Origin of the sequence: Citrobacter sp. L55, assembly GCF_002850715.1 — a bacterium.
GTDB classification, from domain to species: Bacteria; Pseudomonadota; Gammaproteobacteria; order Enterobacterales; family Enterobacteriaceae; genus Citrobacter; species Citrobacter braakii.
The window spans coordinates 279916-306268 of the sequence record NZ_KZ559402.1; the positions used below are offsets into that span (position 1 = coordinate 279916).

The 26353-nt window shown below is 46.7% G+C and carries 20 protein-coding genes and 2 pseudogenes; 16 read left to right on the forward strand and 6 right to left on the reverse strand.

The annotated features are described in order from the left end of the window. Window positions 1–74: 74 nt before the first annotated feature. On the reverse strand, window positions 75–1505 hold the full coding sequence (locus B9P82_RS11400) for an alanine/glycine:cation symporter family protein (protein ID WP_047358364.1): 1431 nt from the start codon (window positions 1503–1505) through the stop codon (window positions 75–77). Between the two features lie 274 nt (window positions 1506–1779). Between B9P82_RS11400 and tal the strand changes: the two genes are divergently transcribed. The 3 genes from tal (at window position 1780) to B9P82_RS11415 (ending at window position 4863) form a co-directional block, all read left to right on the forward strand. Next, a complete protein-coding gene (tal, locus tag B9P82_RS11405) occupies window positions 1780–2733 on the forward strand; it encodes a transaldolase (RefSeq protein ID WP_016151631.1) in 954 nt (317 codons plus the stop codon). A gap of 110 nt (window positions 2734–2843) precedes the next feature. Next, a complete protein-coding gene (mog, locus tag B9P82_RS11410; RefSeq protein ID WP_016155649.1) occupies window positions 2844–3431 on the forward strand; it encodes a molybdopterin adenylyltransferase in 588 nt (195 codons plus the stop codon). 124 nt (window positions 3432–3555) lie between these two features. After that, on the forward strand, window positions 3556–4863 hold the full coding sequence (locus tag B9P82_RS11415; protein ID WP_094168661.1) for an MFS transporter: 1308 nt from the start codon (window positions 3556–3558) through the stop codon (window positions 4861–4863). Between the two features lie 34 nt (window positions 4864–4897). Here B9P82_RS11415 and satP read toward each other — a convergent pair whose 3' ends face one another. Next, window positions 4898–5464, reverse strand: a complete 567-nt coding sequence (gene satP, locus B9P82_RS11420) for an acetate uptake transporter (protein ID WP_047358362.1) — start codon at window positions 5462–5464, stop codon at window positions 4898–4900. A 611-nt stretch (window positions 5465–6075) separates the two neighbouring features. On the opposite strand from satP, the gene dnaK reads away from it, so the two are divergent. The 5 genes from dnaK (at window position 6076) to B9P82_RS11455 (ending at window position 13290) form a co-directional block, all read left to right on the forward strand. Next, window positions 6076–7998, forward strand: a complete 1923-nt coding sequence (dnaK, locus tag B9P82_RS11430) for a molecular chaperone DnaK (protein WP_016151634.1) — start codon at window positions 6076–6078, stop codon at window positions 7996–7998. An 85-nt stretch (window positions 7999–8083) separates the two neighbouring features. Further along, window positions 8084–9217 (forward strand): molecular chaperone DnaJ, encoded by a 1134-nt coding sequence (gene dnaJ / locus B9P82_RS11435; protein ID WP_008786151.1) that lies wholly within the window; start codon window positions 8084–8086, stop codon window positions 9215–9217. Window positions 9218–9407: 190 nt separating this feature from the next. After that, a complete protein-coding gene (locus B9P82_RS11440) occupies window positions 9408–10361 on the forward strand; it encodes a LysR family transcriptional regulator (RefSeq protein WP_101700359.1) in 954 nt (317 codons plus the stop codon). Further along, on the forward strand, window positions 10352–10675 hold the full coding sequence (locus tag B9P82_RS11445) for a phage holin family protein (protein ID WP_046275510.1): 324 nt from the start codon (window positions 10352–10354) through the stop codon (window positions 10673–10675). The genes B9P82_RS11440 and B9P82_RS11445 overlap by 10 nt, the downstream gene beginning before the upstream one ends. A gap of 902 nt (window positions 10676–11577) precedes the next feature. Next, on the forward strand, window positions 11578–13290 hold the full coding sequence (locus B9P82_RS11455) for an aryl-sulfate sulfotransferase (protein ID WP_047358359.1): 1713 nt from the start codon (window positions 11578–11580) through the stop codon (window positions 13288–13290). Between the two features lie 64 nt (window positions 13291–13354). On the opposite strand, the gene B9P82_RS11460 is transcribed toward B9P82_RS11455, so the two are convergent. Then, complete coding sequence (locus B9P82_RS11460; protein ID WP_101700360.1) at window positions 13355–14938, reverse strand: bifunctional metallophosphatase/5'-nucleotidase; 1584 nt, start codon at window positions 14936–14938, stop codon at window positions 13355–13357. Window positions 14939–15035: 97 nt separating this feature from the next. Further along, a complete protein-coding gene (locus tag B9P82_RS11465) occupies window positions 15036–15794 on the reverse strand; it encodes an outer membrane protein OmpK (RefSeq protein ID WP_047414475.1) in 759 nt (252 codons plus the stop codon). Between the two features lie 573 nt (window positions 15795–16367). Here B9P82_RS11465 and B9P82_RS11470 point away from each other — a divergent pair. From B9P82_RS11470 to nhaR, 6 genes are all read left to right on the forward strand, one after another. Continuing rightward, window positions 16368–17861, forward strand: coding sequence for a sulfatase family protein (locus B9P82_RS11470; RefSeq protein WP_046275515.1), 1494 nt, complete (start codon window positions 16368–16370; stop codon window positions 17859–17861). Window positions 17862–17959: 98 nt separating this feature from the next. Further along, entirely contained in the window at window positions 17960–19159 is a 1200-nt protein-coding gene (locus B9P82_RS11475; RefSeq protein WP_094168663.1) for an anaerobic sulfatase maturase, read from the forward strand. A gap of 24 nt (window positions 19160–19183) precedes the next feature. After that, window positions 19184–20434: an IS1/IS1595 family N-terminal zinc-binding domain-containing protein gene (locus B9P82_RS11480; protein ID WP_101700361.1), complete on the forward strand. Its 1251-nt coding sequence runs from the start codon at window positions 19184–19186 to the stop codon at window positions 20432–20434. 118 nt (window positions 20435–20552) lie between these two features. Beyond that, window positions 20553–22268, forward strand: a complete 1716-nt coding sequence (locus B9P82_RS11485) for an aryl-sulfate sulfotransferase (RefSeq protein WP_046274470.1) — start codon at window positions 20553–20555, stop codon at window positions 22266–22268. Window positions 22269–22425: 157 nt separating this feature from the next. Beyond that, a complete protein-coding gene (nhaA, locus tag B9P82_RS11490; RefSeq protein ID WP_016151635.1) occupies window positions 22426–23592 on the forward strand; it encodes a Na+/H+ antiporter NhaA in 1167 nt (388 codons plus the stop codon). A gap of 38 nt (window positions 23593–23630) precedes the next feature. Further along, complete coding sequence (nhaR, locus tag B9P82_RS11495; protein ID WP_016151636.1) at window positions 23631–24530, forward strand: transcriptional activator NhaR; 900 nt, start codon at window positions 23631–23633, stop codon at window positions 24528–24530. A 114-nt stretch (window positions 24531–24644) separates the two neighbouring features. On the opposite strand, the pseudogene B9P82_RS29410 reads toward nhaR, so the two are convergent. Further along, window positions 24645–24731: pseudogene (locus B9P82_RS29410) on the reverse strand (hypothetical protein); the annotation flags it as partial. 91 nt (window positions 24732–24822) lie between these two features. Continuing rightward, window positions 24823–25086 carry a 30S ribosomal protein S20 gene (rpsT, locus tag B9P82_RS11505; protein WP_003018940.1) on the reverse strand — a complete coding sequence of 88 codons (264 nt, stop codon included), beginning with the start codon at window positions 25084–25086 and terminating at the stop codon, window positions 24823–24825. A 105-nt stretch (window positions 25087–25191) separates the two neighbouring features. On the opposite strand from rpsT, the pseudogene B9P82_RS28920 reads away from it, so the two are divergent. Further along, window positions 25192–25407 (forward strand): annotated as a pseudogene (locus B9P82_RS28920) (DUF2575 domain-containing protein). A gap of 7 nt (window positions 25408–25414) precedes the next feature. Further along, window positions 25415–26353 (forward strand): bifunctional riboflavin kinase/FAD synthetase, encoded by a 939-nt coding sequence (gene ribF, locus B9P82_RS11510; protein WP_016155656.1) that lies wholly within the window; start codon window positions 25415–25417, stop codon window positions 26351–26353.

The following is a 26353-nucleotide window of genomic DNA, read 5'->3' on the forward strand; positions in this document are numbered from 1 at the left end:
CAGTCCTTGCAGGAAATTTACTGCGACTTTAGCAAAAAAAACGACAGAATTGATCGATGGTTGCGATTGCCGCGCTAGCCGCGCGGCGTCTCATCCCAGCTTTCGGGCGCAAGTTGTTGTCTGATATCAGGATAACGGCGCGGATCGAATTCTGGGCGCACCCCGAGTTTGCGTTGGCGTAGATAGTCGCAGGCGATAGTCTGTACAACCGGTGAAAGCAGCAGAATCGCCGTCAGGTTAGTGATGGCCATACACGCCATAATGATGTCCGCCAACTGCCAGATCAGCGGAACGCTGACTAACGTTCCGCCGATAACGGTGCTAACGGTGGCGATCCGTAATAGCCAGATGACGCGGATATTGTCCAGCTTCAGGAAAACGAGGTTATTTTCCGCATAGATGTAGTTGGCCACGATAGAGCTAAAGGCAAACAGAATCACAATTAACGCCACGAATCCGGCACCCCATTCTCCCGTCACTGAAACCATCGCTTTCTGAAGTAACTGGATGCCTTCCATCGGTACATAGCTGGCGTCATTACCCGCCAACAGAACAATCATCGCGCTGGCCGTACAGAGAATCAGCGTATCAACTAATACTCCGATCATTTGCACAATGCCTTGTGCCGCAGGATGCGGAGGCCAGGATGCTGCTGACGCGGCCGCGTTCGGAGTTGATCCCATTCCGGCCTCATTAGAAAACATACCGCGTTGAAAGCCGCTGGCAATGGCCTGGCTTAGTGTATACCCGGCGGCACCGGCTGCGGCTTCCTGCCAGCCAAAGGCACTTTTTATAATGGTCATGATAATGCCGGGGAGCTGCCCGAAATGCCAAAGACAGATGACGATGCTGCAACCGACCCACAACAGCGCCATCATCGGAACGAACCATTGCATCAGGCGGGCAACGCCTTTAATGCCGCCAACGATTGCTAATAATGACACTATTGCCAGTGCGATACCGGTGAAGAGGGGAGGGATATCAAAAGCAAAGGTCAGCGCATGAGAGACCGAATTAGCCTGAACGCTGTTAAAAATCAGACCATAAGCAATGAGTAAAAAGATGGCAAAAAGAACGCCCATCCAGCGCATGCCCAGCCCACGCTCCATATACCACGCAGGACCGCCACGAAACTGTCCCTTGCTGTCGCGCTCTTTATACAGTTGGGCAAGAGAGCTCTCGGCAAATGACGTCGCCATACCAATGATCGCCGAGACCCACATCCAGAACACGGCTCCCGCGCCGCCAGCGGCAATCGCCAACGCCACGCCCGCCAGATTTCCGCTACCGATACGTGCGGCAAGACTGGTGCATAAAGCCTGAAAGGAAGTTAAACCGCCCGGCTGCGGGCTGATGCTGTTTTTAAGACTTTTGCCAAACTGGCGAATATAGCGAAACTGAATAAACCCTGTACGCCAGGTGAACCAACATCCTGCGCCAAGCAGGAGGTAGATCATCACCGATCCCCAGAGTATTTCATTAATAAATGAGAAAAAATCAGGCATTAACATCCCTCTTGTTGATGCCGGTAAGCGCGAATATTCCCGTGTAAGCGCTACCAATAATCGACCAGTATATACCTTATAAGGTGATTGATTACGGGAGTTTATCATAACAATCGTTATATCCCTTAATTGCGCATCACAGGCTTAGCGATGCGTAATCAGGGCTGAGCGGCTGGTCGGACAATCCAGGCGGTTGCGCTGAGAGTGCGTCGTGCTATCATCAGGGAAGATCGGTTACATCCCCCTAACAAGCTGTTTAAAGAGAATCGCTATCATGACGGACAAATTGACCTCCCTTCGTCAGTTCACCACAGTAGTGGCCGACACCGGAGACATCGCGGCAATGAAGCTGTATCAGCCTCAGGATGCCACAACTAACCCTTCTCTCATTCTTAACGCAGCGCAGATCCCGGAATACCGCAAGCTGATTGATGACGCTGTAGCCTGGGCTAAGCAGCAGAGCAACGACCGTGCGCAGCAGGTCGTCGACGCGACCGACAAGCTGGCAGTAAATATCGGTCTGGAGATCCTGAAACTGGTCCCAGGTCGTATCTCCACTGAAGTTGACGCTCGTCTGTCCTACGACACTGACGCGTCCATCGCTAAAGCAAAACGCCTGATCAAAATGTACAACGATGCTGGCATCAGCAACGATCGCATCCTGATTAAACTGGCTTCAACCTGGCAGGGCATCCGTGCCGCTGAGCAGCTGGAAAAAGAAGGCATCAACTGTAACCTGACTCTGCTGTTCTCCTTCGCGCAGGCACGTGCATGTGCAGAAGCTGGCGTATATCTGATTTCTCCGTTCGTTGGCCGTATTCTTGACTGGTACAAAGCCAATACCGACAAGAAAGAGTATGCACCGGCAGAAGATCCGGGTGTGGTTTCCGTAACGGAAATTTACGAGTACTACAAACAGCACGGTTACGAAACCGTAGTTATGGGTGCGAGCTTCCGTAACATCGGCGAAATCATTGAGCTGGCAGGCTGCGATCGTCTGACGATTGCTCCGGCACTGCTGAAAGAACTGGCAGAAAGCGAAGGCGCTATCGAACGTAAACTGTCCTTCTCAGGCGAAGTGAAAGCGCGCCCTGCACGCATCACCGAAGCTGAGTTCCTGTGGCAGCACAACCAGGATCCGATGGCTGTAGACAAACTGGCGGACGGTATCCGTAAGTTTGCTGTAGACCAGGGTAAACTGGAAAAAATGATCGGCGATCTGCTGTAATCATTAGTGCGTGGCCCTGATATGGGTCACGCTACCTCTTCTGAAACCTGTCTGTCCTTCCCTTCGCAGTGTATCATTCTGTTTAACGAGACTGTTTAAACGGAATAATCATGAATACTTTACGCATTGGCCTGGTTTCCATTTCTGACCGTGCTTCCAGCGGCGTTTACCAGGATAAAGGTATCCCGGCCCTTGAAGAGTGGCTGGCGTCTGCCCTTACCACCCCTTTTGAGCTGCAAACGCGGTTGATCCCGGATGAACAGGCGATCATCGAACAGACCTTATGCGAGCTGGTAGACGAAATGAGTTGTCATCTGGTGCTGACTACCGGCGGAACGGGTCCGGCCCGTCGTGACGTAACGCCTGATGCGACGCTTGCCGTAGCCGACCGTCAGATGCCGGGCTTTGGTGAGCAGATGCGCCAGATAAGCCTGCACTTTGTGCCAACGGCGATTCTTTCCCGTCAGGTTGGCGTGATTCGCAAGCAGGCGTTGATCCTGAATCTGCCTGGGCAGCCAAAATCGATCAAAGAGACGCTGGAAGGCGTGAAAGATGCCGACGGTAAGGTTATCGTGCCGGGTATTTTTGCAAGTGTACCGTATTGTATACAGCTATTAGATGGGCCGTATGTGGAAACCGCACCGACTGTTGTAGCATCTTTTCGTCCTAAAAGCGCAATACGCGATACAAAAGCCTGAAAGTAGCCCGATCGTGACATAAGTGCCAATGACAGTGGAGTATTGAATTGTTTACGATATAGTAATTTTTGCTTTACATATATCAACAAACAGATTCAATTACTTCACTGACTCATGGTTTGCTATGTCACAACACACTCGACCGCTGAATCGCCAGGATTATAAAACCCTTACGCTTGCTGCCCTTGGTGGTGCGCTTGAGTTTTATGATTTCATTATCTTTGTCTTCTTTGCCGCTGTTGTTGGCGAGCTCTTCTTCCCCGCAGACATCCCTGAATGGCTACGTCAGGTGCAAACCTTCGGCATTTTTGCCGCCGGATATCTGGCGCGTCCGCTGGGGGGCATCATCATGGCGCACTTTGGCGATCTGGTCGGGCGCAAGAAAATGTTCACCCTGAGCATTTTGCTGATGGCGATACCGACGCTGGCGATTGGTCTGTTGCCTACCTACGCCTCAATGGGGATCCTCGCGCCGCTACTGTTACTGCTGATGCGTATTTTGCAAGGCGCTGCCATCGGCGGAGAAGTTCCGGGCGCGTGGGTGTTTGTGGCGGAGCATGTACCGGAGCGTCGCATCGGCATTGCCTGCGGAACGCTGACTGCCGGCCTGACGGTGGGAATTCTGCTGGGGTCGGTGGTTGCGACGCTGGTGAACACCAGCCTGACGCAGCAGGCGGTGCATGATTACGGCTGGCGTATTCCTTTCCTGCTGGGGGGCGTGTTTGGGCTGGTGGCGATGTACCTGCGTCGCTGGCTGCAGGAGACGCCCATATTTCTCGAAATGCAGCAACGTAAAGCGTTGGCGCAAGAGCTACCGGTGAAGTCAGTGGTGAGCAAACATAAAAAAGCGGTGGTTATTTCAATGCTGCTGACCTGGCTGCTTTCAGCCGGGATTGTGGTGGTGATCCTGATGTCACCAGTCTGGTTGCAGAAGCAGTATGGCTTTGCGCCGGCGCTAACGTTACAAGCCAACAGTGTCGCTACCATTATGCTGTGCGTCGGTTGTCTGCTGGCCGGGTTTATTGTCGACCGGGTCGGCGCCAGCAAAACCTTTATTGTCGGCAGCCTGCTGCTGGCCTGTTCAAGCTGGTTTTTCTATCACCTGACCGGCAGCTATCCCCAGCATTTGTTCCTGTTATACGGGCTGGTGGGGTTATGCGTTGGCGTGGTGGGGGCTGTGCCTTATGTGATGGTGCGCGCGTTTCCGGCGGAAGTCCGCTTTACCGGAATATCCTTTTCTTACAACGTGTCGTACGCCATTTTTGGTGGTCTGACGCCAATCGCCGTCACGATGTTAATGAGTGTGTCGCCAATGGCTCCGGCCTGGTATGTGCTGGCGTTATCGCTGGTAGGGCTAGGTTTGGGGATTTGGCTGCGACAGGATCTTTATTATCGCGATTCAAGCGTACAGGCAGAGTTACAGCGCTTGTAAGGAATATCCCCCCGTCAGGGGGGATAGCATCAGATTAGTGCGCTTCACCAATCGGCAGGATGGTACGGCCAAACTGTTCGTTCAGCACTTCACCCATCGCCAGGTAAATGGCGCTTGCGCCACACACTAAGCCTACCCAGCCAGCAACGTGAATGATCGCTTCGTTACCCGCAATGTTGCCCACGGCCAGCAGGGCGAACAGCACTGTCAGGCTCAGGAACACGAACTGCAGCATGCGCGCCGCTTTCAGCGTACCGAAGAACATGAACAGAGTGAACACGCCCCACAGACCGAGGTAAGCGCCCAGGAACTGACTATTGGTTGCATCCGCCAGGCCCATTTTCGGCATCAGCAGGATCGCAACCAGCGTCAGCCAGAACGAACCGTAGGAGGTAAAGGCGGTTAAACCGAAGGTGTTGCCTTTTTTATATTCCAGCAGTCCGGCAAAAATTTGCGCGATACCGCCGTAGAAAATGCCCATCGCCAGAATAATAACGTCCAGAGCGAAGAAACCCGCGTTGTGCAGGTTAAGCAGAATGGTGGTCATGCCAAAGCCCATCAGGCCCAGCGGTGCCGGATTAGCCAACTTAGTGTTGCCCATAATTCCTCAAAATCATCATTGATTGAATGGTGAAATAGTTTCCCCGAATAACGATCGCTGTCTTCGGGGCGCGGCATGATAATCAGGGGAGAGGGCACTGTCTATGATCTAACGAAGGGTAAATGAATTATTTTCCCTGTGATGGGCATCACGCTAGCCAGTTACGGCGGTGCTGCTCAGCAGAAGGCCCATAAGCAGGCTGGCGGAAAGGGTTAACACGGATTTCATGGAGTTTCTCTTTGACGGCTGCAAAAGTGTGTGACTTCAGACCATATTACCGTCGTCATAAAAACGATTCATGCTCGTAATCTTTTCTTTTTATTGCAATTTTCATGTGAATGGCTTTCCTGGTTTAATTGGTTGTATGAATTAATTCTGGTTGGCGACTATTCATTTTTCTCTCTTTTTGCCTTTTTTCTGCGAATTTATTGCCACAAGGCTAAAAAAATTTTTCATGCCCCCCTTGATGACGTGGGTTACGACCCCATCTTGTAGACAACCGCAGTGGTGAGTCTGAAAAAAAACGATTCAGGGTAGTTGAAACCGCACGTTTCGCCCTTATTACAGATTCACAACCACATGATGACCGAATTTTTAGTGGAGACGTTTAGATGGGTAAAATTATTGGTATCGACCTGGGTACTACCAACTCTTGTGTAGCGATTATGGATGGCACTACTGCACGTGTGCTGGAGAACGCCGAGGGCGATCGCACCACGCCTTCTATCATTGCTTATACCCAGGATGGTGAAACTCTGGTTGGTCAGCCGGCTAAACGTCAGGCAGTGACAAACCCGCAAAACACCCTGTTTGCGATTAAACGCCTGATTGGCCGCCGCTTCCAGGACGAAGAAGTGCAGCGTGATGAAGCCATCATGCCGTACAAAATCATCGGTGCTGACAACGGTGATGCATGGATTGATGTAAAAGGTCAGAAAATGGCACCGCCGCAGATTTCTGCTGAAGTGCTGAAAAAAATGAAGAAAACGGCTGAAGATTACCTGGGTGAACCGGTAACTGAAGCAGTTATCACCGTACCTGCATATTTTAACGATGCTCAGCGTCAGGCAACCAAAGACGCCGGCCGTATCGCAGGCCTGGAAGTAAAACGTATCATCAACGAACCAACCGCAGCTGCACTTGCTTACGGTCTGGATAAAGAAGTCGGCAACCGTACTATCGCGGTTTATGACTTGGGTGGTGGTACTTTCGATATCTCTATTATCGAAATCGATGAAGTTGACGGTGAAAAAACCTTCGAAGTTCTGGCAACCAACGGTGATACCCACCTGGGTGGTGAAGACTTCGATAGCCGTATGATCAACTACCTGGTTGACGAATTTAAGAAAGATCAGGGTATCGACCTGCGTAACGACCCGCTGGCGATGCAGCGTCTGAAAGAAGCCGCTGAGAAAGCGAAGATCGAACTGTCTTCCGCTCAGCAGACCGACGTGAACCTGCCGTACATCACTGCAGACGCGACTGGTCCGAAACACATGAACATCAAGGTGACCCGTGCGAAACTGGAAAGCCTGGTTGAAGACCTGGTTAACCGTTCTATCGAGCCGCTGAAAGTTGCTCTGCAGGATGCTGGTCTGTCTGTTTCCGACGTTCAGGACGTTATCCTGGTCGGTGGCCAGACTCGTATGCCGATGGTACAGAAGAAAGTTGCTGAGTTCTTCGGTAAAGAGCCGCGTAAAGACGTTAACCCGGACGAAGCTGTGGCAATCGGTGCTGCCGTTCAGGGTGGTGTATTGACCGGTGATGTGAAAGACGTGCTGCTGCTGGACGTTACCCCGCTGTCTCTGGGTATCGAGACCATGGGTGGCGTGATGACTGCACTGATCGCGAAAAACACCACTATCCCGACCAAGCACAGCCAGGTGTTCTCTACCGCTGAAGACAACCAGTCTGCGGTAACCATCCATGTGCTGCAGGGTGAACGTAAACGTGCCGCTGATAACAAAGATCTGGGTCAATTTAACCTGGATGGCATCAGCCCGGCTCCGCGCGGTATGCCGCAGATCGAAGTTACTTTTGACATCGATGCCGACGGTATCCTGCACGTTTCCGCGAAAGACAAAAATAGCGGTAAAGAGCAGAAGATCACCATCAAGGCTTCTTCTGGTCTGAACGAAGAAGAAATTCAGAAAATGGTTCGTGAAGCAGAAGCGAACGCAGAATCTGACCGTAAGTTTGAAGAGCTGGTTCAGACCCGTAACCAGGGTGACCATCTGCTGCACAGCACTCGCAAGCAGGTTGAAGAAGCTGGCGACAAACTGCCGGCTGATGACAAAACTGCCATCGAGTCTGCACTGACCGCGCTGGAAACTTCTCTGAAAGGTGAAGACAAAGCGGATATCGAAGCGAAAATGCAGGCGCTGGCACAGGTTTCCCAGAAACTGATGGAAATCGCTCAGCAGCAGCACGCACAGCAGCAGGCTGGCGCAGCAGGTGCTGATGCTTCTGCAAACAACGCGAAAGATGACGACGTTGTCGACGCTGAGTTTGAAGAAGTGAAAGACAAAAAATAATCGCCCTTTGAACGGGTAATTACTGGCACGGGCGAAGAGGTTTCCTCTCCGCCCGTGCACGCATGTTAGGGGCAGATAAAAAGAGATGGCTAAGCAAGACTATTACGAGATTTTAGGCGTTTCCAAATCAGCGGAAGAGCGTGAAATCAAAAAGGCCTACAAGCGCCTGGCCATGAAATATCACCCGGACCGCAACCAGGGTGATAAAGAGGCCGAAGCCAAGTTTAAAGAGATCAAAGAAGCGTACGAGATCCTCACCGATGCGCAAAAACGTGCGGCTTATGATCAGTACGGCCATGCAGCGTTTGAGCAAGGCGGTATGGGCGGCGGCGGCGGTTTTGGCGGCGGGGCCGACTTCAGCGATATCTTTGGTGACGTGTTTGGCGATATCTTTGGCGGCGGTCGCGGTCGTCAGCGCGCCTCACGTGGTGCTGATTTACGTTACAACATGGATCTCACTCTGGAAGAAGCCGTGCGTGGCGTCACCAAAGAGATCCGTATTCCGACTCTGGAAGAGTGTGATGTTTGCCACGGCAGCGGTGCGAAGGCGGGCACGCAACCCCAGACCTGTCCAACCTGTCACGGTTCTGGTCAGGTGCAGATGCGTCAGGGCTTTTTTGCCGTACAGCAGACCTGTCCACACTGTCAGGGCCGCGGTACGTTGATTAAAGACCCGTGCAACAAATGCCATGGTCATGGTCGCGTTGAGAAGAGCAAAACGCTGTCTGTTAAGATCCCGGCAGGGGTTGATACTGGCGACCGTATTCGTTTAGCGGGTGAAGGTGAAGCCGGTGAACATGGCGCGCCAGCAGGCGATTTGTACGTTCAGGTGCAGGTAAAACAGCACCCAATTTTCGAACGTGAAGGCAATAACCTGTACTGCGAAGTGCCGATTAACTTTGCGATGGCAGCGCTGGGCGGCGAGATTGAAGTGCCGACGCTGGATGGTCGCGTGAAGTTAAAAATCCCGGGCGAAACGCAAACCGGCAAGCTGTTCCGCATGCGTGGTAAAGGCGTTAAGTCAGTACGCGGCGGCGCACAGGGCGATCTGCTGTGCCGTGTGGTGGTTGAAACCCCGGTAGGCCTCAACGACAAGCAGAAGCAGTTGCTGAAAGATCTGCAGGACAGCTTTGGCGGCCCGACCGGCGAGCAAAACAGTCCGCGCTCTAAAAGCTTCTTCGACGGTGTGAAGAAATTTTTTGACGATTTGACGCGCTAATTTACAGCTGTCTTATTAATTAAAAGGCCTTGGATTGAAGAATCCTGGGCTTTTTATTTTTGTATCGAATACAAAAATAATGAGTTAGATATCAAGAATAAATCTTCAGGAAAAATGATGAGAAATGATTTTTTAAAATAAAGATTTTCTTCTATTTTTTGCTCAGTTAATAGAAGAAAAGGTGAGTGAAATGCTTGTGCGCGAAAATGATTTTGACTTCAATTTAATTAAGATATTTAATGCCGTTGTGGAATCCGGAAACGCTTCTCGAGCTTCCGAGAGATTATCCATAACACCAGCTGCTGTTTCTCAGGCGTTAAGTCGATTACAGAATATTTATTCATTTAAGCTCTTTGAACGAACCCGAAAAGGGTTGACGCCTACGAAAAAAGGATTGGAACTCCATAAGGCCTATAGCCATGTTGTGAATGTAATCAACGCTACATATTCACTTTCAAAGATTAACTACGATCCTCCAGCAATAACTTTATTAGGGAGTGATATTGTAGAGAATTATTATCTCCATCATTTTATTAGGAATGATGAATTAATTGAAAAGTATGAAATAAATCATTATGCAGTAAATAAAAATAGCGAAGATACTTTGGCTGAAATGTTACTTTCTGGAGTGGGTGATATTTTAATTAATCTTTCACCACCAAAAAACTTTGATATTGAAGTCCATCTTATTGACGTTTTTAGGCAATATGTTTGTATTTGTGGCAACGACAATCCACTATCAATCTTAGAGCAAATCTCACTACACCATTTTTATACTTTTTCACATGCGGTATATCAATCTGATATGTTCTCTCCGGAAGTAATGGTTTATACCAATAGCGTTGATCATAGAACAGAACGTAAAATAGGTTATCGCAGCGATTCTATGTTAGGGGTAGTCAATATAGTAGAAACAACAAATATGATCTGCATTGTACCTCTTGAGTTGGCTTCATTTTTTAAATATACCAGAGGGTATAATATTAAAATATTATCACTGCCTGATGAAATATTTTTTAAAACAATCCCTGTTTATGCATCTTTATATAAAAAAAGCAAATATTATGTTGTGCTTAGAGAGTGGGTAGTGATACTGCAATCTAAATATTCATCTATAAATGATCGGGATAATTTATGTCAGTGATAATAAGTTCAGAACCTGCCTTAAAATATATTATAGAGCTAGAGACTATTCTTGCGATTATTATCGTGAGTGCTTGGGGGGGAGTCGTTAGCTATCTCATGAGAGAAGCCCGGGGACGAAAGAAAAAAAATATAGCAGGATGTTTAAAACAAGTCATTATTTCATGTTTTACAGGTTTTTTACTCTCTGGCATTGCTCTTGATAAAGGTGCTGGTATAAATATGATACTCATATTGTCAGGGCTGGGAGGGGTTTTTGCTGGGCCCGTACTGAAAATGTTGAAAGATAAACTGGCACAGGTTTTTGCTAAGTGAGCTGTATTGCCCGTCCATGGGCATTACCATACTTAAAGCAAGTAAAATCTTAGTGTGATATATAGAATTATTGTAATAAATAAAATCATTGCATAATAATACAGAAACGGTTTCTGCAGGAAATGATGTTTGCTATTTAAGCATTTTATTTCTATGTTTTCATTAATCTGTACTCCTTGACGTGGAATTGTAATGAACAAATTGTCAATGCCAAAAATTCTCAGGTCTTTTCTGACCAGATAGAGTAGTTGAGTCAGATTAGCATCACTTATAAATGTACTCCTGTCCTCCCATAATGCTTCCGCAATATGATTTTTCCTTATCACCAGTTCTTGCGCATGAGTTAGGATGAAATTTAAACATTTAGAACGCATATGAGTAAGTTTTATAGTTCGCTTCCCATCTTTACTTTTTAATTCATGGCTGGCGTTATCATACATACAACTATTTTTAATAATGTAAATGGTCATTTATATACCATGGTTAGTTTAATGTGTTCAGAAATATTAAATACAAATTTTCTGTTATTCAATACATATGCATACCTGTTGCATGTAAAAACGATACGTGTCACATAAGTTATGATATTTTTAGTTTGTATTAATTTTAAATTAAATAGGAGTTATTTATTTAATTGGCCATTAGGGGGGTAGGGAGGCATTATTGAGTTTTTTGACATAGGCTGAATGGCAATTTATAGACTTTTATTTGGGGATATATGGCATAGCATATTAATAGATGGTTTTATAGTCACATAAATTTTTTGTTTCTTCATAAAGATGTTTTTTTAGATTATTTTATTACTAGTTATTTGTACGAATACTACGGTTCTGTTTATCTTACCAGCTATCGGGATTATATAGCCGATTGGAAATGAAAACTTTTTGTGAAAGGATAGAGATATGCAAATTAATAAATTACAAATTAGTCAACCAGAACCTCGTATGCCAGTTAACCAGAAAATTGATGTTGATAACGCAACGGTGCTTTCGCATAATGCAATCTATCAAACACTCCTCTCTGCAGTGATGGAAACTAATGATTATGATAATGCCATAGTTACGTTAGATCCTTATAGTACGGCACCTTTAAGCCTATATCTGGGTATTTGGGGGAAATTGAATGAAGATATCAAAATTAATGTGCAGGATAGCAAGGGGATAACGGTAGCTGTATCCTGGACCTACAGCATGCAGACCGGTGCAAACCTGATTCCAGTTTCGGGTCTGGTTGCCGGGGAGGATAATGTCGTTACCTTAATCTCAGGTGCGCAGATTGTTGGGCAATACACGGTAACCCCATCAGCATTGCCGCCATCGGATTCTGCTGATATCAGTCTTGGCTTCCCTGTCATCACTGTGACAAAGTCAGTTGACGATTCCTCATTAGTTGCAGATGGCCTTTATTTTTCAACATATTTTGATCGCTATAATCTTGCCTTTGATCAAAATGGCATCGTTCGTTGGTATGTCTCTCAGGCAATTCCTTCTTATAACTTTGTCCGAACAGACAGCGGGCATTTCCTGGCTACGTCACAAGGAATTAATCACTGCCTGGATATGTACGAATTTGACGTAATGGGCAGAGTATATGCAGTCTATCTCCTTGATAATGAGTTTCATCACTCCATTCTGCCATTAGAGAACAATCTGGCTATTGCCCCCTCGGAATATACTAATGGACGTCCAGATGATTACTCAACAGGTAAAGATGGTGTTTCCATTATCGATCTCACTTCAGGGCTTGAGGTTGCTTATTATGACATGTTAAAAGTGATGGACTATTCTCGTTCGCCACGTCCATCAGGAAGTGCACCGGGTCAATCGGCTACGATGGATGACTGGCTGCATATCAACCAGAGCTATATTAATACAACCAATAATGTGCTGGTTTCATCAGGGCGTCACCAAAGTGCCATCTTCGGTGTTGATGTCGACTCGGGCCAACTGCGTTTTATTATGGCTGATCATGAAGACTGGGCCTCCGACTTTGAGGAATACTTGCTGACACCTGTCGATGAGTCAGGTAATCCGCTGTTTGATTTTTCTACTCAAGATGGAATTGATTTAGCGAACAGTAATTTCTGGACATGGGGGCAGCATAATATCGTAGAGATTCCAAATGCTGAGATCGGTATTCTGGAGTTTTTAGTTTTTGACAATGGAAATTATCGTTCTCGAGACGATGCAAGGAGCTTGTTGCCAAAGGATAACTTTAGCCGGGTAGTTCAGTTTAGAATAGATCTAAACACGATGACGGTAACACGCTCGTATGAATATGGGAAAGATGAGGTTGGTAGCAGGGGATACAGCAGCTTCGTAAGTGCCAAGCATTTATTGAGCAATGGTAATCTGGTCATCCATTTTGGTGCAAGCACCATGGATGAAAATGGTCGTCCTCTATCTGCCCAACCGGGATACAGTGATATTGTGGATCCGCAAGATGGAAGTCAGGCGCTGGGGATGTTGGTATTACAAGAGATCAATAAGCAGACGAAACAGCTTCTTTTTGAGGCGACGGTAACGTCAGGTTATTATAAAAATGCTGAAGTAAATGGTGATGATTATCGTTATGATATTTCTGCTTTCAGAGTTTATAAACTGCCATTATTTTGATAAGTAAAAATGAATGCGGCCATGATTGTGGCCGCATTATGTATTAAATGATCTTACTAAAAAATCATTTGCTAATATCGTCAACACGCATTGTGTGATCAGGAACAATGTTCTTCACATGCTCCATGTAATCGATTATTGCCTGAGCGGTTTGTAATCCCTTAATGTATTTAACATTTTTACTATTGGTGAAACTAAATCCACCACCGCCTTTCCCGATAAAAGAATCCAGAGCAATAGTATAAAATTGACTGTCTTCTACCGGTTTTCCTTTAATACTAAACGAAACAATACGCTGCCCCAACGGTTTTGTGCTGTCGTATTTAAACTGTACTGTTTTTGACGCGTGTAGCGTCCCATTTTTCAAATCTGCGGCATGAGACATAATTGACCTGAGATCTTTACCGCTGATCTCCACACTCATTACATCATTGGTGAATGGATACATGCTCAATACATCACCATATGTAATGTTGCCTTTGGGTAATTCGGAACGAATACCGCCAGCATTATAGAATGAGGCATCGGCGTAAGGTACCTTATACATCAAAGCATCAGTAATTAAATTACCTGTAGTAGCAGATTCACCATAAGAACGGGTCAAAATTTCAGGTGAGTAGGCGACGACTCTGTCGGTAATTTTCTTAACTTTATTGTTCCACTCATCGATTTTTGCCTGTGTTTGCGGATCAGGCTTATAGGTATCTGCGTACATCGTGATTAGCTTACCATTGTAGCTATCCACTTTTTTGGTTTCAGGGTTCCAGTCGAGGACTAACTTGCCTAACTCAATCGTGTAGGCATTAGTTGAAACCACCAACGTATCGCCGACTTTAATGGGTTCTGGAGTACCTTTATGGGCATGGCCGGTGATCAGTACGTTCAACCCGTAGCCTTCAAGCGTTTTAGCCATTTCAACGTCAGCTTTCAGCGCACGGGCAACGTCTTCATCACCACCGCTGGATTGACGACCCGGTACACCTTCATGCGCGAGCAGTACTGTCAGGTCAACTTTCCCTTTCAATTCTTCCAGTTGTTTCTTCACATACGGTACGGGATCCTGGCAGTCAACACCTTCACGGACGCCTGCGGCAATTGCTTCATAAAATGCCGAAACGCCGTGCATCCCAATAACACCAATTTTCAAACCATTTTTTTCGACGATGGTATAAGGTGTTTTAATTAATGGTTTATCACTATTGCTGTAAAACACGTTGTTGAGCAGTACCGGAAATTTAAGTTTACTCAGTTGTGTGACTAGATTTTCATGTCCATGGTCAAACTCATGATTTCCTACCGAAACGGCATCATAGGGCATGGTATTCAAAATATCGATAATGGCTTCACCTTTGGTTAAGGTGCTGATATAAGGGCCAGTAAAATAGTCACCTGCATCAAAGAAAAAAACATCTTTATCTTTTTCTTTGGCATCCTTAACTATTTTAGAGATAGGAGCAAATCCTCCTACCTCACGTGTCTTCGACACAGAAGGAATAATCCCTGGTGTAACGTGAGCATGCAAATCATTTGTGTAGTAAATGGTAATGTCTCTGGCATCTGCAGTAAAGGTTATAGCAGATGATAAACCAATACATAAAGACAAGAGGGACAGCGAGAATTTATTCTCACATTCATATTCATATTCCATTTATTCGATATGTTGACAATTACACCTCACCGCATCTGATATATCGGATGCAGAGTTTCAAACTGGGTTATTACTTTTTTATTTATTTTGATAGTAATCAGAACTCGAAGCCAATCATATAATTCATACGGTCACCATAATCTTTATAACCTAATTTATTATTAAAGTAACGATAGGATACCGATGCAGTCCAGCTAGGTATAAATTTCCATGTGAAAGTCACTGCGCCATTCAGACCAGTATGTCCACCTTGTTGCTCTGCATAGGCATCATTACGATCCATTTCAATTTCATTCCAGTTGGAAACAGCAAATTTTTCGTTAAACATTTCAAAATTATATGCCGCAACCCAACCAAGTACATATCCGTTAAGGCCAGTAGCCTGACCGTATTTTTTTGACGTATAGTCGTTGGATAAATTGTGTATAGCCACATAGGGTTTAATGAACCATGATTTTTCTACCAGACCAAGGTAGCCGACCCCATACATCATATTCAATTCATCACCAAACGTGTTCTCCATCGACATATAGAGTTTGGTCATCAACGTAAAATCAGAACCTTCTATCGGACGATAATGTCCGAGAAACTGAGTAACGTGGTTCCGTCCTTCGACTGGATGGTTGAGAACGTTCATTTCGTAAAATGAAGCAAATTCACCTCTGTCGAAAACGGCGCCAAAATCAGCCACCGCTTTCCACACTTCACCACGATCGACGTTTACGAAACCTTTATTCCAGTCACCATACCCGAGACTAATTTTCCCATATACGCGTTTTAGTTCAGCTGAATGACCATTAAAACAGGCTAAGATAAGGCATGCACCAAGTAGACTATTAATGTATTTTTTGTTCATGCTCAGCTCCGTGAGGTAAAGAAAATAATAAAGTGTAATGCTTTTGAAAAAAAGGAAGTCTATTGGTTGATGTTTTGTTTGTGAGTGATAGGTGTCGCAAAAATACCAGTGTTCGAATATTAATTTGAGAAAGTGTCGGGAGGTGTTGTTTTTTTTATGCTAACTTTATGTTTTTTTGAATATAAGGCGTGTTACCGGAGTAACGCGAATATTTTTTATCGATGCTTTTGATATTCTTTTTGTATGACTTATTCGCTATTAGCAACTTAGTGTCGAGAAAACAACATATGCTGACATTAACGAGATATAGAGAGGGTGAGGGAGGTGTTTGGGATCTTCGTCACTTGTTATTGTGCAGTTTTTTAATAGAATTTTCTGGTAAGTTTATATAAATAAAAATGATACTTTAATTATTAATATAGCGTCTGCGAATGTATTTGTTTCTTTATTTTTTTTCAATCACTCTTTATTGCATGCTGATGTAATAGTGAGTGCCAGAAATCAACCGAAAATATTAAGCCTTTTGGCAAGTTTATTGCGTAATTGGTGATGTGATAATTCAAAGGAGTTGAAATGAAAAGAACTGTTGTTGCCAGTATGATCGGACTGGCCTTATGTGCCGGAAGCGTATCGTCAACCGCGCAGGCTGCTACGGATAAACGTCCTAACTTAGTCATCATTCTTGCTGACGATTTAGGCTATGGCGATCTCGCGACTTATGGCCATCAAATCGTCCAAACACCTAATATCGACAAGCTGGCGCAGGAAGGGGTGAAATTTACCGACTACTATGCACCTGCGCCGCTGTGTTCTCCTTCTCGTGCTGGTTTATTAACGGGGCGTATGCCGTTTCGTACCGGGATACGCTCATGGATCCCTGAAGGGAAAGACGTCGCATTAGGGCGCAATGAATTGACGATTGCTAATCTGCTGAAAGAGCAGGGCTACGACACGGCGATAATGGGCAAATTACACCTGAATGCCGGAGGAGATCGCACCGATCAGCCGCAAGCGAACGATATGGGATTCGATTACACTCTGGTGAATGCTGCCGGGTTCGTAACGGACTCAACTTTAGATACCGCAACAGAGCGCCCGCGTCATGGCATGGTACATCCAACCGGTTTTGTGCGTAATGGCAAGCCGATTGGCAGAGCGGAGACCTTCAGTGGAGAATTAGTAAGCTCTGAAGTCGTGAAGTGGTTGGACAATAAGAAAGATGATAAGCCGTTTTTCTTATACGTCGCCTTCACAGAAGTTCATAGCCCACTGGCATCGCCGAAAAAGTATCTCGATATGTATTCACAAAACATGAGCGACTACCAGAAACAGCATCCGGATCTGTTCTACGGAGATTGGGCTGATAAACCGTGGCGCGGCACGGGAGAATATTACGCCAATATCAGCTATATGGATGCGCAGGTCGGTAAAGTAATGGATAAGATTAAGGCAATGGGTGAAGAAGATAACACCATTGTCATTTTTACCAGCGATAACGGACCGGTCACACGCGAGGCTCGTAAAGTGTATGAACTGAACCTGGCGGGCGAAACGGATGGGCTTCGCGGTCGTAAAGACAATTTGTGGGAAGGCGGCATCCGTGTTCCGGCAATCATCAAGTATGGTAAACATATTCCGCAGGGGATGGTAACGGATACGCCGGTTTATGGTCTCGACTGGATGCCGACGCTGGCAAATATGATGGATTTTAAACTGCCAACAGATCGTACCTACGATGGGCAGTCTCTGGTGCCATTACTGGAACAGAAAACATTAGCGCGTCAGAAGCCACTCATTTTTGGTATTGATATGCCATTCCAGGATGATCCAACGGATGAGTGGGCTATTCGCGATGGTGACTGGAAAATGATCATCAATCGCGAAAATAAACCTAAATACCTCTACAACCTGAAAAAAGATCGTTTTGAAACCCTTAATCAGATTGGCAAGCAGCCTGATATCGAAAAACAGCTGTACGGTAAGTTCCTGAAGTACAAAAAGGATATTGATAACGATTCCTTAATGAAAGCCCGAGGTGAAAAACCGACGCCAGTAACCTGGGGTTAATCGGATAACAACAAAAAAATAGAGTATGCCACTTAGGGCTATGCCCGCCTGGCTCAGTATTTTTATGCTGAGCCGGGTTCTTTTATTTATGGACCTCCGTGATGCAAAGGAAAAGTTGTCAGGTAATGGTTAAGCCGACAGGATCAGTATGCAATCTGGACTGCAAATACTGTTTTTACCTGGAAAAAGAGAAGCTCTATCCAGACAGAAAAGCAAATTTCAAAATGTCAGATGAAATGCTTGAATTATTCATCAAGCAACACATTGCCGCACAGGATGTGGATGACGTCATTTTTGCATGGCAAGGTGGAGAACCGACTCTGATGGGGCGCGCGTTTTACCAGCGGGCGATTGAACTTCAGCAGCGTTACGCTGAGGGGAGAACCATAGTAAATACCTTTCAGACTAATGGCGTTTTGATCGACGAAGAATGGGCTGAGTTTTTCAAGAAGAATGATTTTCTGGTGGGGATTTCTGTTGACGGTGACGCCGCGCTACATGATGAATGGCGTGTTACTCGTTCGGGTAAACCGACACATGAGAAAGTGGAGCAGGCCATTAAACGCCTGGTACGTCACGGCGTTGAGTTTAATACGCTGACGGTGGTTAACCACACTAATATGTCTCATCCACTGCAGGTTTACCAATATCTGAAAAGCATTGGTAGCCAGTATATGCAGTTTATTCCATTAGTGGAGAGGCGTAGTGACAACAGCGATGCCGAGTTGGCTGCACCCTGTGATAAACAAACGAAAATGATGCCGTGGTCCGTTGACTCACTTGAATTCGGCCATTTTCTCAATGCTATTTTTGATATCTGGATCCGTGAGGATATTGGTAATATTGGCATACAGATATTTGAGCAGACGCTGGCTGCCTGGTGCGGATTACCTCCGCATGTGTGCGTGTTTTCTCCAACGTGCGGCAGTGCATTCGCAATGGAAATGAATGGTGATGTTTATAACTGCGATCACTTTGTCTATCCGCAGTACAAACTAGGGAATATTCAGCATACAACGGTGCGTGCGATGAACAATAGTGAGCAAAATCGGCAATTCGGCAATGATAAAAGCCGTACCATGGCGCAAGAATGTTACTCCTGTCAGTGGCAGTTTGCTTGCAATGGTGGATGTCCTAAACACCGATTTCTCCCCTCAGTCTCAGGAATATCGAATCAGAACTTTTTATGTGCTGGTTATCAGTTGTTTTTTTCCCATACTGCACTAGCGATGGGGGCGATGAAAACGCTCTATGAAAATAATATTTCGCCAGCAGAGATAAAAACAATATTTGTGTAATAGTAATATTCGCAGGGAGTGAATATGTTTTCTCGAATCAATGTTGATGCCTGTAAAACACCTACTTGTAAAAATATGGGTATATTATATAGTCCGGATTATTTAACCCAAGGGAAGGAGATTCTGTGTAGAGAATGTGGATTTTTGTTCCCCATCATTTCTGAGTACTCGCTCAATCTCTTCCGTCAGTCGGCAAACCAGGCCTGGAAGGGATTGATTAAAGCTTGTCCTGGCTGCGGTAGTTCATCACTGAAAAAATATGGATTTTCCGCTCAAAGAGAGGCGCGACTATACTGCCTTGAGTGCCACAAAACGTTCGTTTCCCCAGGAGAACATAAGGCAGATATCCGTCAGGAAAACCTTGCCAGACTTATCCAGGAAGGCGCTTCGTTGTCTGATATTAGAGCGACACTTTCATTAGACAGCACGGGTCTAAACCGTGCGCTACAAAAATTATCCCGCAAGGCAAATGAGGCTGAACGAGAGTTCGTTTTTCCTGCATTTGATCTGGCGATGAGTACGTGCGCTTTTCGGGTTAAATTTAATGGCGGCGACAACAGTTTGTATGCTCTGGTTACGGCAGAAGAGAGCAGTGGCAGGGTTATCGCTGTGACAACTAATTATTCCACGCAGCCTGTCGAAAACGAATATCAGTACATTTCTGAATACGAGGAACGTCTGCCGCCTGGGACGTTAGCGCACCTTGTCCAACGCAAAGAACTCATGACGATGCGGCGAAATACCCTATTTGATATCGACTATGGTCCCGCCACGCTTTACAAAAACGATCCCGGGATGTTGGTAAAACCGGTTCTTCCCGCGTACCGGCATTTTGAGCTGGTCAAAGAGCTTACGGATGAGCACTCCCTCAATGTTCAGCACGACATCGATCATGAGTGTTTTATATTAGGAGGATGTATGATGGCTAATCTGCAATCTGTGCGGCAAGGTCGTTGTCATATATCATTTGTAAGAGAAATGGGGGTTTCACCTCCGGATAAAGACTTTCCTTATCGAGTGTTCTTTAGTGGCGGAATACGCAATAATGTCTGGCGAGCCTTCTCAACACGCGGTTACTCTAAAGCCGTATGTAACCTCACAGGAAATAAAAAAACGAGTATGCTACGCTACGCTACCTTAACGGGCAGCACTAAATTTATTCAGTTTTTGCATACGCATCCGTTTTTCTTTCAGCTTAGTCGCCTGTCTCCTGCCAATGTTACGGTCGTACTGAATTATTTAAAATTTGAATATAATAAAAATATAATGCGATAACGGAATGTTTTTATTGATATTAATTGATACTTTTTGATTGCCTGATTGATACATCCCCAGTGTATTTATTTTGTTGTTCCGCTGTGGAACGATGAAATGAATACATTGGACACGCATAATGAAAAAGATTATTTCCCCCGATATTAAGTTGCCTACACCTCGTCCCGCTGTTAATCAGGAGATTGACAGCAATAATGAGATGGTTCTCAGTCATACAGCTGTTTATCAAGATTGTCTGGCTCGGATCACTGATGAGAATACGTTGGAAAATGCGGTCATTGTTCTAAACCCTTATGGTACAGCCCCTTTAAGTGCATATGCCGGTGTTTGGAGTGCTGAAGAACGTACTGTAACGCTGAAAATTCAGGATCTGGCGCAAAGCGCGATACAAGTCGTGCAAGATTTTACGTTGAATGTGGGGGCGAATCTGCTGCCTGTACTTGGCCTAGTGGCAGATGTCGATAACCAACTGGCTATTTTGGTTGATGAAGTCGTTATCGCCACTTATACGATAGCAACCCAACCTTTACCTGCAACGGATTCTGCAGATGTGCAGTTAGGGTTTCCTGTTATCAATGTGACTCAACCGGTGACTGACGCTGACCTGATTGCGCCGGGCTGCTATTTCATTACGCATTTCGACCGCTATAACTACGCTCTGGATCAGGATGGCGTGGTGCGTTGGTACGTGACACAGGACTTCCCGTCATTCAATTTGGTGCGCATTGATAACGGTCATTTCTTGGCTACATCAGAAGCTAAAAACACCTACCTTGAGATGTATGAGTTCGACATGATGGGACGGCTGTATACTTTTTATATTCTGGATAACCAATTCCACCACTCAATTTGGCAATGGGACAGTAATACCATCGTCGCGCCTTCCGAATATACCTCGGGCAGACCAGATTCACTGAAGACTAATGAAGATGGCGTCTCAGTTGTGGATTTATCTACCGGGCTGGAAATTGCCTATTACGACATGGCCGCTATTCTTGATACCTCACGTACAGCGAGACCAACGGGGACGGCACCTGGTGAAGATCCGACCGCTCAGGACTGGCTGCATATCAACCAAAGCTATGTTAATGAAACGAATAGTTTGCTGATCGCTTCAGGGCGTCATCAGAGCGCTGTTTTTGGCATCAGCCTCGAGACTGAATCGCTGCAGTTTATTATGTCCACGCATGAAGATTGGAGCGAGGAGTATAAGCCTTACCTTCTGACTCCGGTCGACAGTGATGGTGTCCCTCTTTATGACTTCAGCAATCAGGATGATGTGGATGCGGCAAACCGTGATTTTTGGTCGTGGGGACAACACAATGTGACTGAAGTGGCTAATGACGAACCAGGAATGGTCGAATTTATGGTATTCGACAATGGTAACTATCGCTCTCGTGTTGATAGTAAAAGCCTGCTTCCACCAGATAATTACAGCCGGGTTGTACACTTTATCGTTGATTTGAACGCAATGACGGTAATGCGCCCTTTTGAATACGGTAAGGAGTTGGGAGCTCGCGGTTATAGTAGTTGTGTAAGCGCCAAAGAGGTGTTGCAGAATGGCAACATCGTTGTGCATTTCGGCGATTGCACATTTGACGAAAATGGCCGAGCTATCTCTTGCCAGCCGGGGGATAGCGACATTATTGACCCGCAGGAAGGAAATGAAGCATTGGGGAATTTGCTTCTGCAAGAAATTGAACCGGTAACCAAGTCGGTACTTTTTGAGGCGACAATGACCTCTGGTTACTATAAAAACGAGGAAGTGAATGGCGTAGGCTATCGCTATGACATCACCAGTTTCCGCGTTTATAAAATGGGACTGTATGCCTGATTAGGTCTCAGTGTTTTGCGCTCTATGCCCGACATCTGTTCGGGCTTTTTTTATTCGTAAAAACCGATCTATTCATCATGAATAATCTAATTTTAACGAGCTTTCTGAAGGTGTAAGATAGTATTTACGAAGTATTCACCCAATAGAGAGAATAAAAGTGAAACATCTGCATCGTTTTTTTAGTAGTGACGCCTCGGGGGGCATCATTCTGATCATCGCTGCCGTGGTTGCTATGCTGATGGCAAATATCGGGGTTACCAGTGGATGGTACCACGCCTTTCTGGAAACGCCCGTTCAACTGCGGGTTGGCGCGCTTGAGATCAACAAAAATATGCTGCTGTGGATCAATGACGCGTTGATGGCGGTGTTCTTCCTGTTGATCGGTTTGGAAGTGAAGCGTGAGTTAATGCAAGGTTCGCTGGCCAGTCTGCGCCAGGCGGCGTTTCCGATCATTGCCGCTATCGGGGGCATGATTGTCCCGGCGCTGCTGTATCTGGCATTCAACTATGCTGACCCTATCACCCGTGAGGGGTGGGCGATCCCGGCGGCAACGGATATCGCTTTTGCATTAGGCGTGCTGGCGCTGTTGGGCAGCCGTGTCCCACTGGCGTTGAAAATCTTCCTGATGGCGCTGGCGATAATCGATGACCTCGGCGCTATTGTGATCATCGCGTTGTTCTACACCAGCGATCTCTCGCTGTTGTCGCTGGGCGTTGCCGCGTGCGCGATCCTTGTCCTGGCAGCATTGAATCTGTGCGGTGTAAGACGTACCGGTATTTATATTCTGGTTGGCGTAGTGCTGTGGACGGCCGTACTGAAGTCTGGCGTGCATGCAACTCTGGCGGGTGTGATCGTCGGTTTCTTCATTCCGTTGAAGGAAAAACACGGGCGTTCACCGGCGAAGCGTCTGGAGCATGTTCTGCACCCGTGGGTGGCATACCTGATCCTACCGTTGTTTGCCTTCGCTAACGCGGGTGTCTCACTGCAGGGCGTCACCATTGATGGACTGACCTCGGTGTTACCGCTGGGGATCATTGCTGGCCTGTTAATCGGGAAACCACTGGGTATCAGCCTCTTTTGCTGGCTGGCGTTACGCTTCAGGATGGCGCAATTGCCGGAGGGAACGAATTTCCAGCAAATTATGGCGGTCGGCATTCTGTGCGGCATTGGCTTTACGATGTCGATTTTCATCGCCAGCCTGGCGTTTGGGACCGTCGATCCTGAGCTGATTAACTGGGCGAAACTGGGGATCCTGATCGGTTCTTTGCTGTCGGCGGTAATAGGTTACTGCTGGTTACGCACCCGGTTGAACGCAGCAGCATGACGGGATAACCCTTTCGTGACAATTTTCAGGGAGAGTGTATGTCTCATATAAACTACAACCACCTGTACTACTTTTGGCATGTATATAAAGAAGGATCGGTGGTTGGTGCAGCAGAGGCGCTTTATCTGACACCGCAGACCATTACCGGGCAGATTAAAGCGCTTGAGGAACGCTTACAGGGAAAGTTGTTCAAGCGGAAGGGGCGTGGACTGGAGCCCAGCGAATTAGGCGAATTGGTTTTTCGTTATGCGGATAAGATGTTCACGTTAAGCCAGGAAATGCTGGATATCGTGAACTATCGCAAAGAGTCGAATTTACTGTTCGATGTCGGCGTGGCGGATGCGTTGTCCAAACAGCTGGTTAGCAGCGTGCTGAATGCTGCAGTCGTTGAAGATGAACAAATCCATCTGCGTTGTTTTGAATCAACGCACGAGATGCTGCTGGATCAGCTCAGCCAGCATAAACTGGATATGATTATCTCCGACTGCCCGATCGATTCTACGCAGCAGGAAGGGTTGTTCTCAGTGCGGATTGGCGAATGCAGCGTGAGCTTTTGGTGCACCCAGCCATTGCCTGAGAAACCATTTCCGGCCTGCCTCGAAGAGCGTCGCTTGCTGATCCCTGGGCGCCGTTCGATGCTCGGGCGTAAGCTGCTGAACTGGATTAACTCCCAAGGGCTGAACGTTGAAATCCTTGGCGAGTTTGATGATGCCGCGCTGATGAAAGCGTTTGGCGCAACGCATAACGCTATTTTTGTTGCGCCTACGCTTTATTCCCACAATTTCTATGCCGATGATTCAATTGTTGAAATTGGACGCGTAGAGAATGTGATGGAGGAGTATCACGCCATATTTGCGGAAAGAATGATCCAGCATCCGGCGGTGCAGCGTATTTGCAATGCGGACTACTCGGCATTATTTAAGCTGCAATCAGCCTGATCGTCGTAATGCTTCCGGCTGCGGTGGTTGCCTACAGCCGGAAGGATTCTACTGCTTTAATAAATTCCGGTACTGACCACCTTCGCGGATAAATACCGGAATTCTGTTCCGTGGCCAGCCGTTTTCACGCATCTCCCGATATCTCTTGGGGCGGTTCTCCACCTTCGGCCAGACAGAGATTATCAGCTCAATGCCCAGAGAATGGCGGTTGCTGTCGAATCCGGCTGCAAACGACGGGCATAAAAAAACCCGCTTGCGCGGGTTTTTTCACAAAGCGACAACAAGCAGGCGATTAAGCCAGTTTGTTGATCTGTGCAGTCAGGTTTGCTTTATGACGTGCAGCTTTGTTTTTGTGGATCAGACCTTTAGCAGCCTGACGGTCCACGATCGGTTGCATTTCGTTAAATGCTTTCAGTGCAGTAGCTTTGTCGCCAGCTTCGATAGCTGCGTATACTTTCTTGATGAAAGTACGCATCATAGAGCGACGGCTAGCGTTGTGCTTGCGGGCCTTTTCAGACTGAACGGCGCGCTTCTTAGCTGATTTGATATTAGCCAAGGTCCAACTCCCAAATGTGTTCTATATGGACAATTCAAAGGCCGAGGAATATGCCCTTTTAGCCTTCTTTTGTCAATGGATTTGTGCAAATAAGCGCCGTTTAAATTGCAGCACTCGTTGCGTAGTGATGGCGCAGGATTCTACCAGCTTGCGGGGCGTGAATACAGCCTTTCCACGAGAAAAATTGCATTGGTGTGCCCGTGAAGGGCGTCAATTTGTTTCATAACGATGAAAACCATCCTCTTTCTGTTTCGTAGAAACAATCGCCGGTTAACGTTGAACGCGGTACAGGGTATACTTTCACGATTTTCACTGTTTTGAGCCAGACATGAAGCTGATACGAGGCATACATAATCTCAGTCAGGCCCCGCATGGGTGTGTGCTGACTATTGGTAATTTCGACGGCGTGCACCGTGGCCATCGTGCGTTGCTGCAGGGCTTACGGGAAGAAGGGCGCAAACGCAATTTACCGGTGATGGTGATGATTTTCGAGCCGCAGCCGCTGGAGCTGTTTGCGACGGACAAGTCACCTGCGCGCCTCACCCGTCTGCGGGAAAAACTGCGTTATCTGGCGGAGTGCGGTGTTGATTACGTGCTGTGTGTGCGTTTTGACAGGCGCTTCGCGGCATTAACGGCGCAGACCTTCATCAGCGATCTGCTGGTGAAGCGCCTTGGTGTACAATTTCTTGCCGTTGGTGATGATTTCCGCTTTGGTGCTAGCCGTGCGGGCGATTTCTTGTTATTACAGGAAGCGGGCGCTGAGTATGGTTTTGATATCACCAGCACCCAAACCTTCTGTGAAGGCGGTGTGCGCATCAGCAGCACCGCGGTACGTCAGGCGCTGGCGGAAGATAACCTGCAACTGGCCGAAAGCCTGCTTGGGCATCCTTTTACTATCTCAGGACGCGTAGTTCACGGTGACGAGTTAGGGCGCACTATCGGTTTTCCGACGGCAAACTTACCGCTTCGTCGCCAGGTTTCTCCGGTGAAAGGGGTTTATGCGGTTGAAGTAATGGGGCTGGGTGACAAACCTTTCCCCGGCGTCGCCAACATCGGCACACGCCCGACGGTAGCAGGCGTACGCCAACAGTTGGAAGTGCATCTATTGGACGTTGTAATGGACCTGTATGGTCGCCATATAGATGTAGTACTGCGTAAAAAAATACGCAGCGAACAGCGATTTGCCTCGCTGGATGAACTAAAAGCGCAGATTGCGCGTGATGAGTTGACTGCCCGTGAATTTTTTGGGCTAACAAAACCGGCTTAA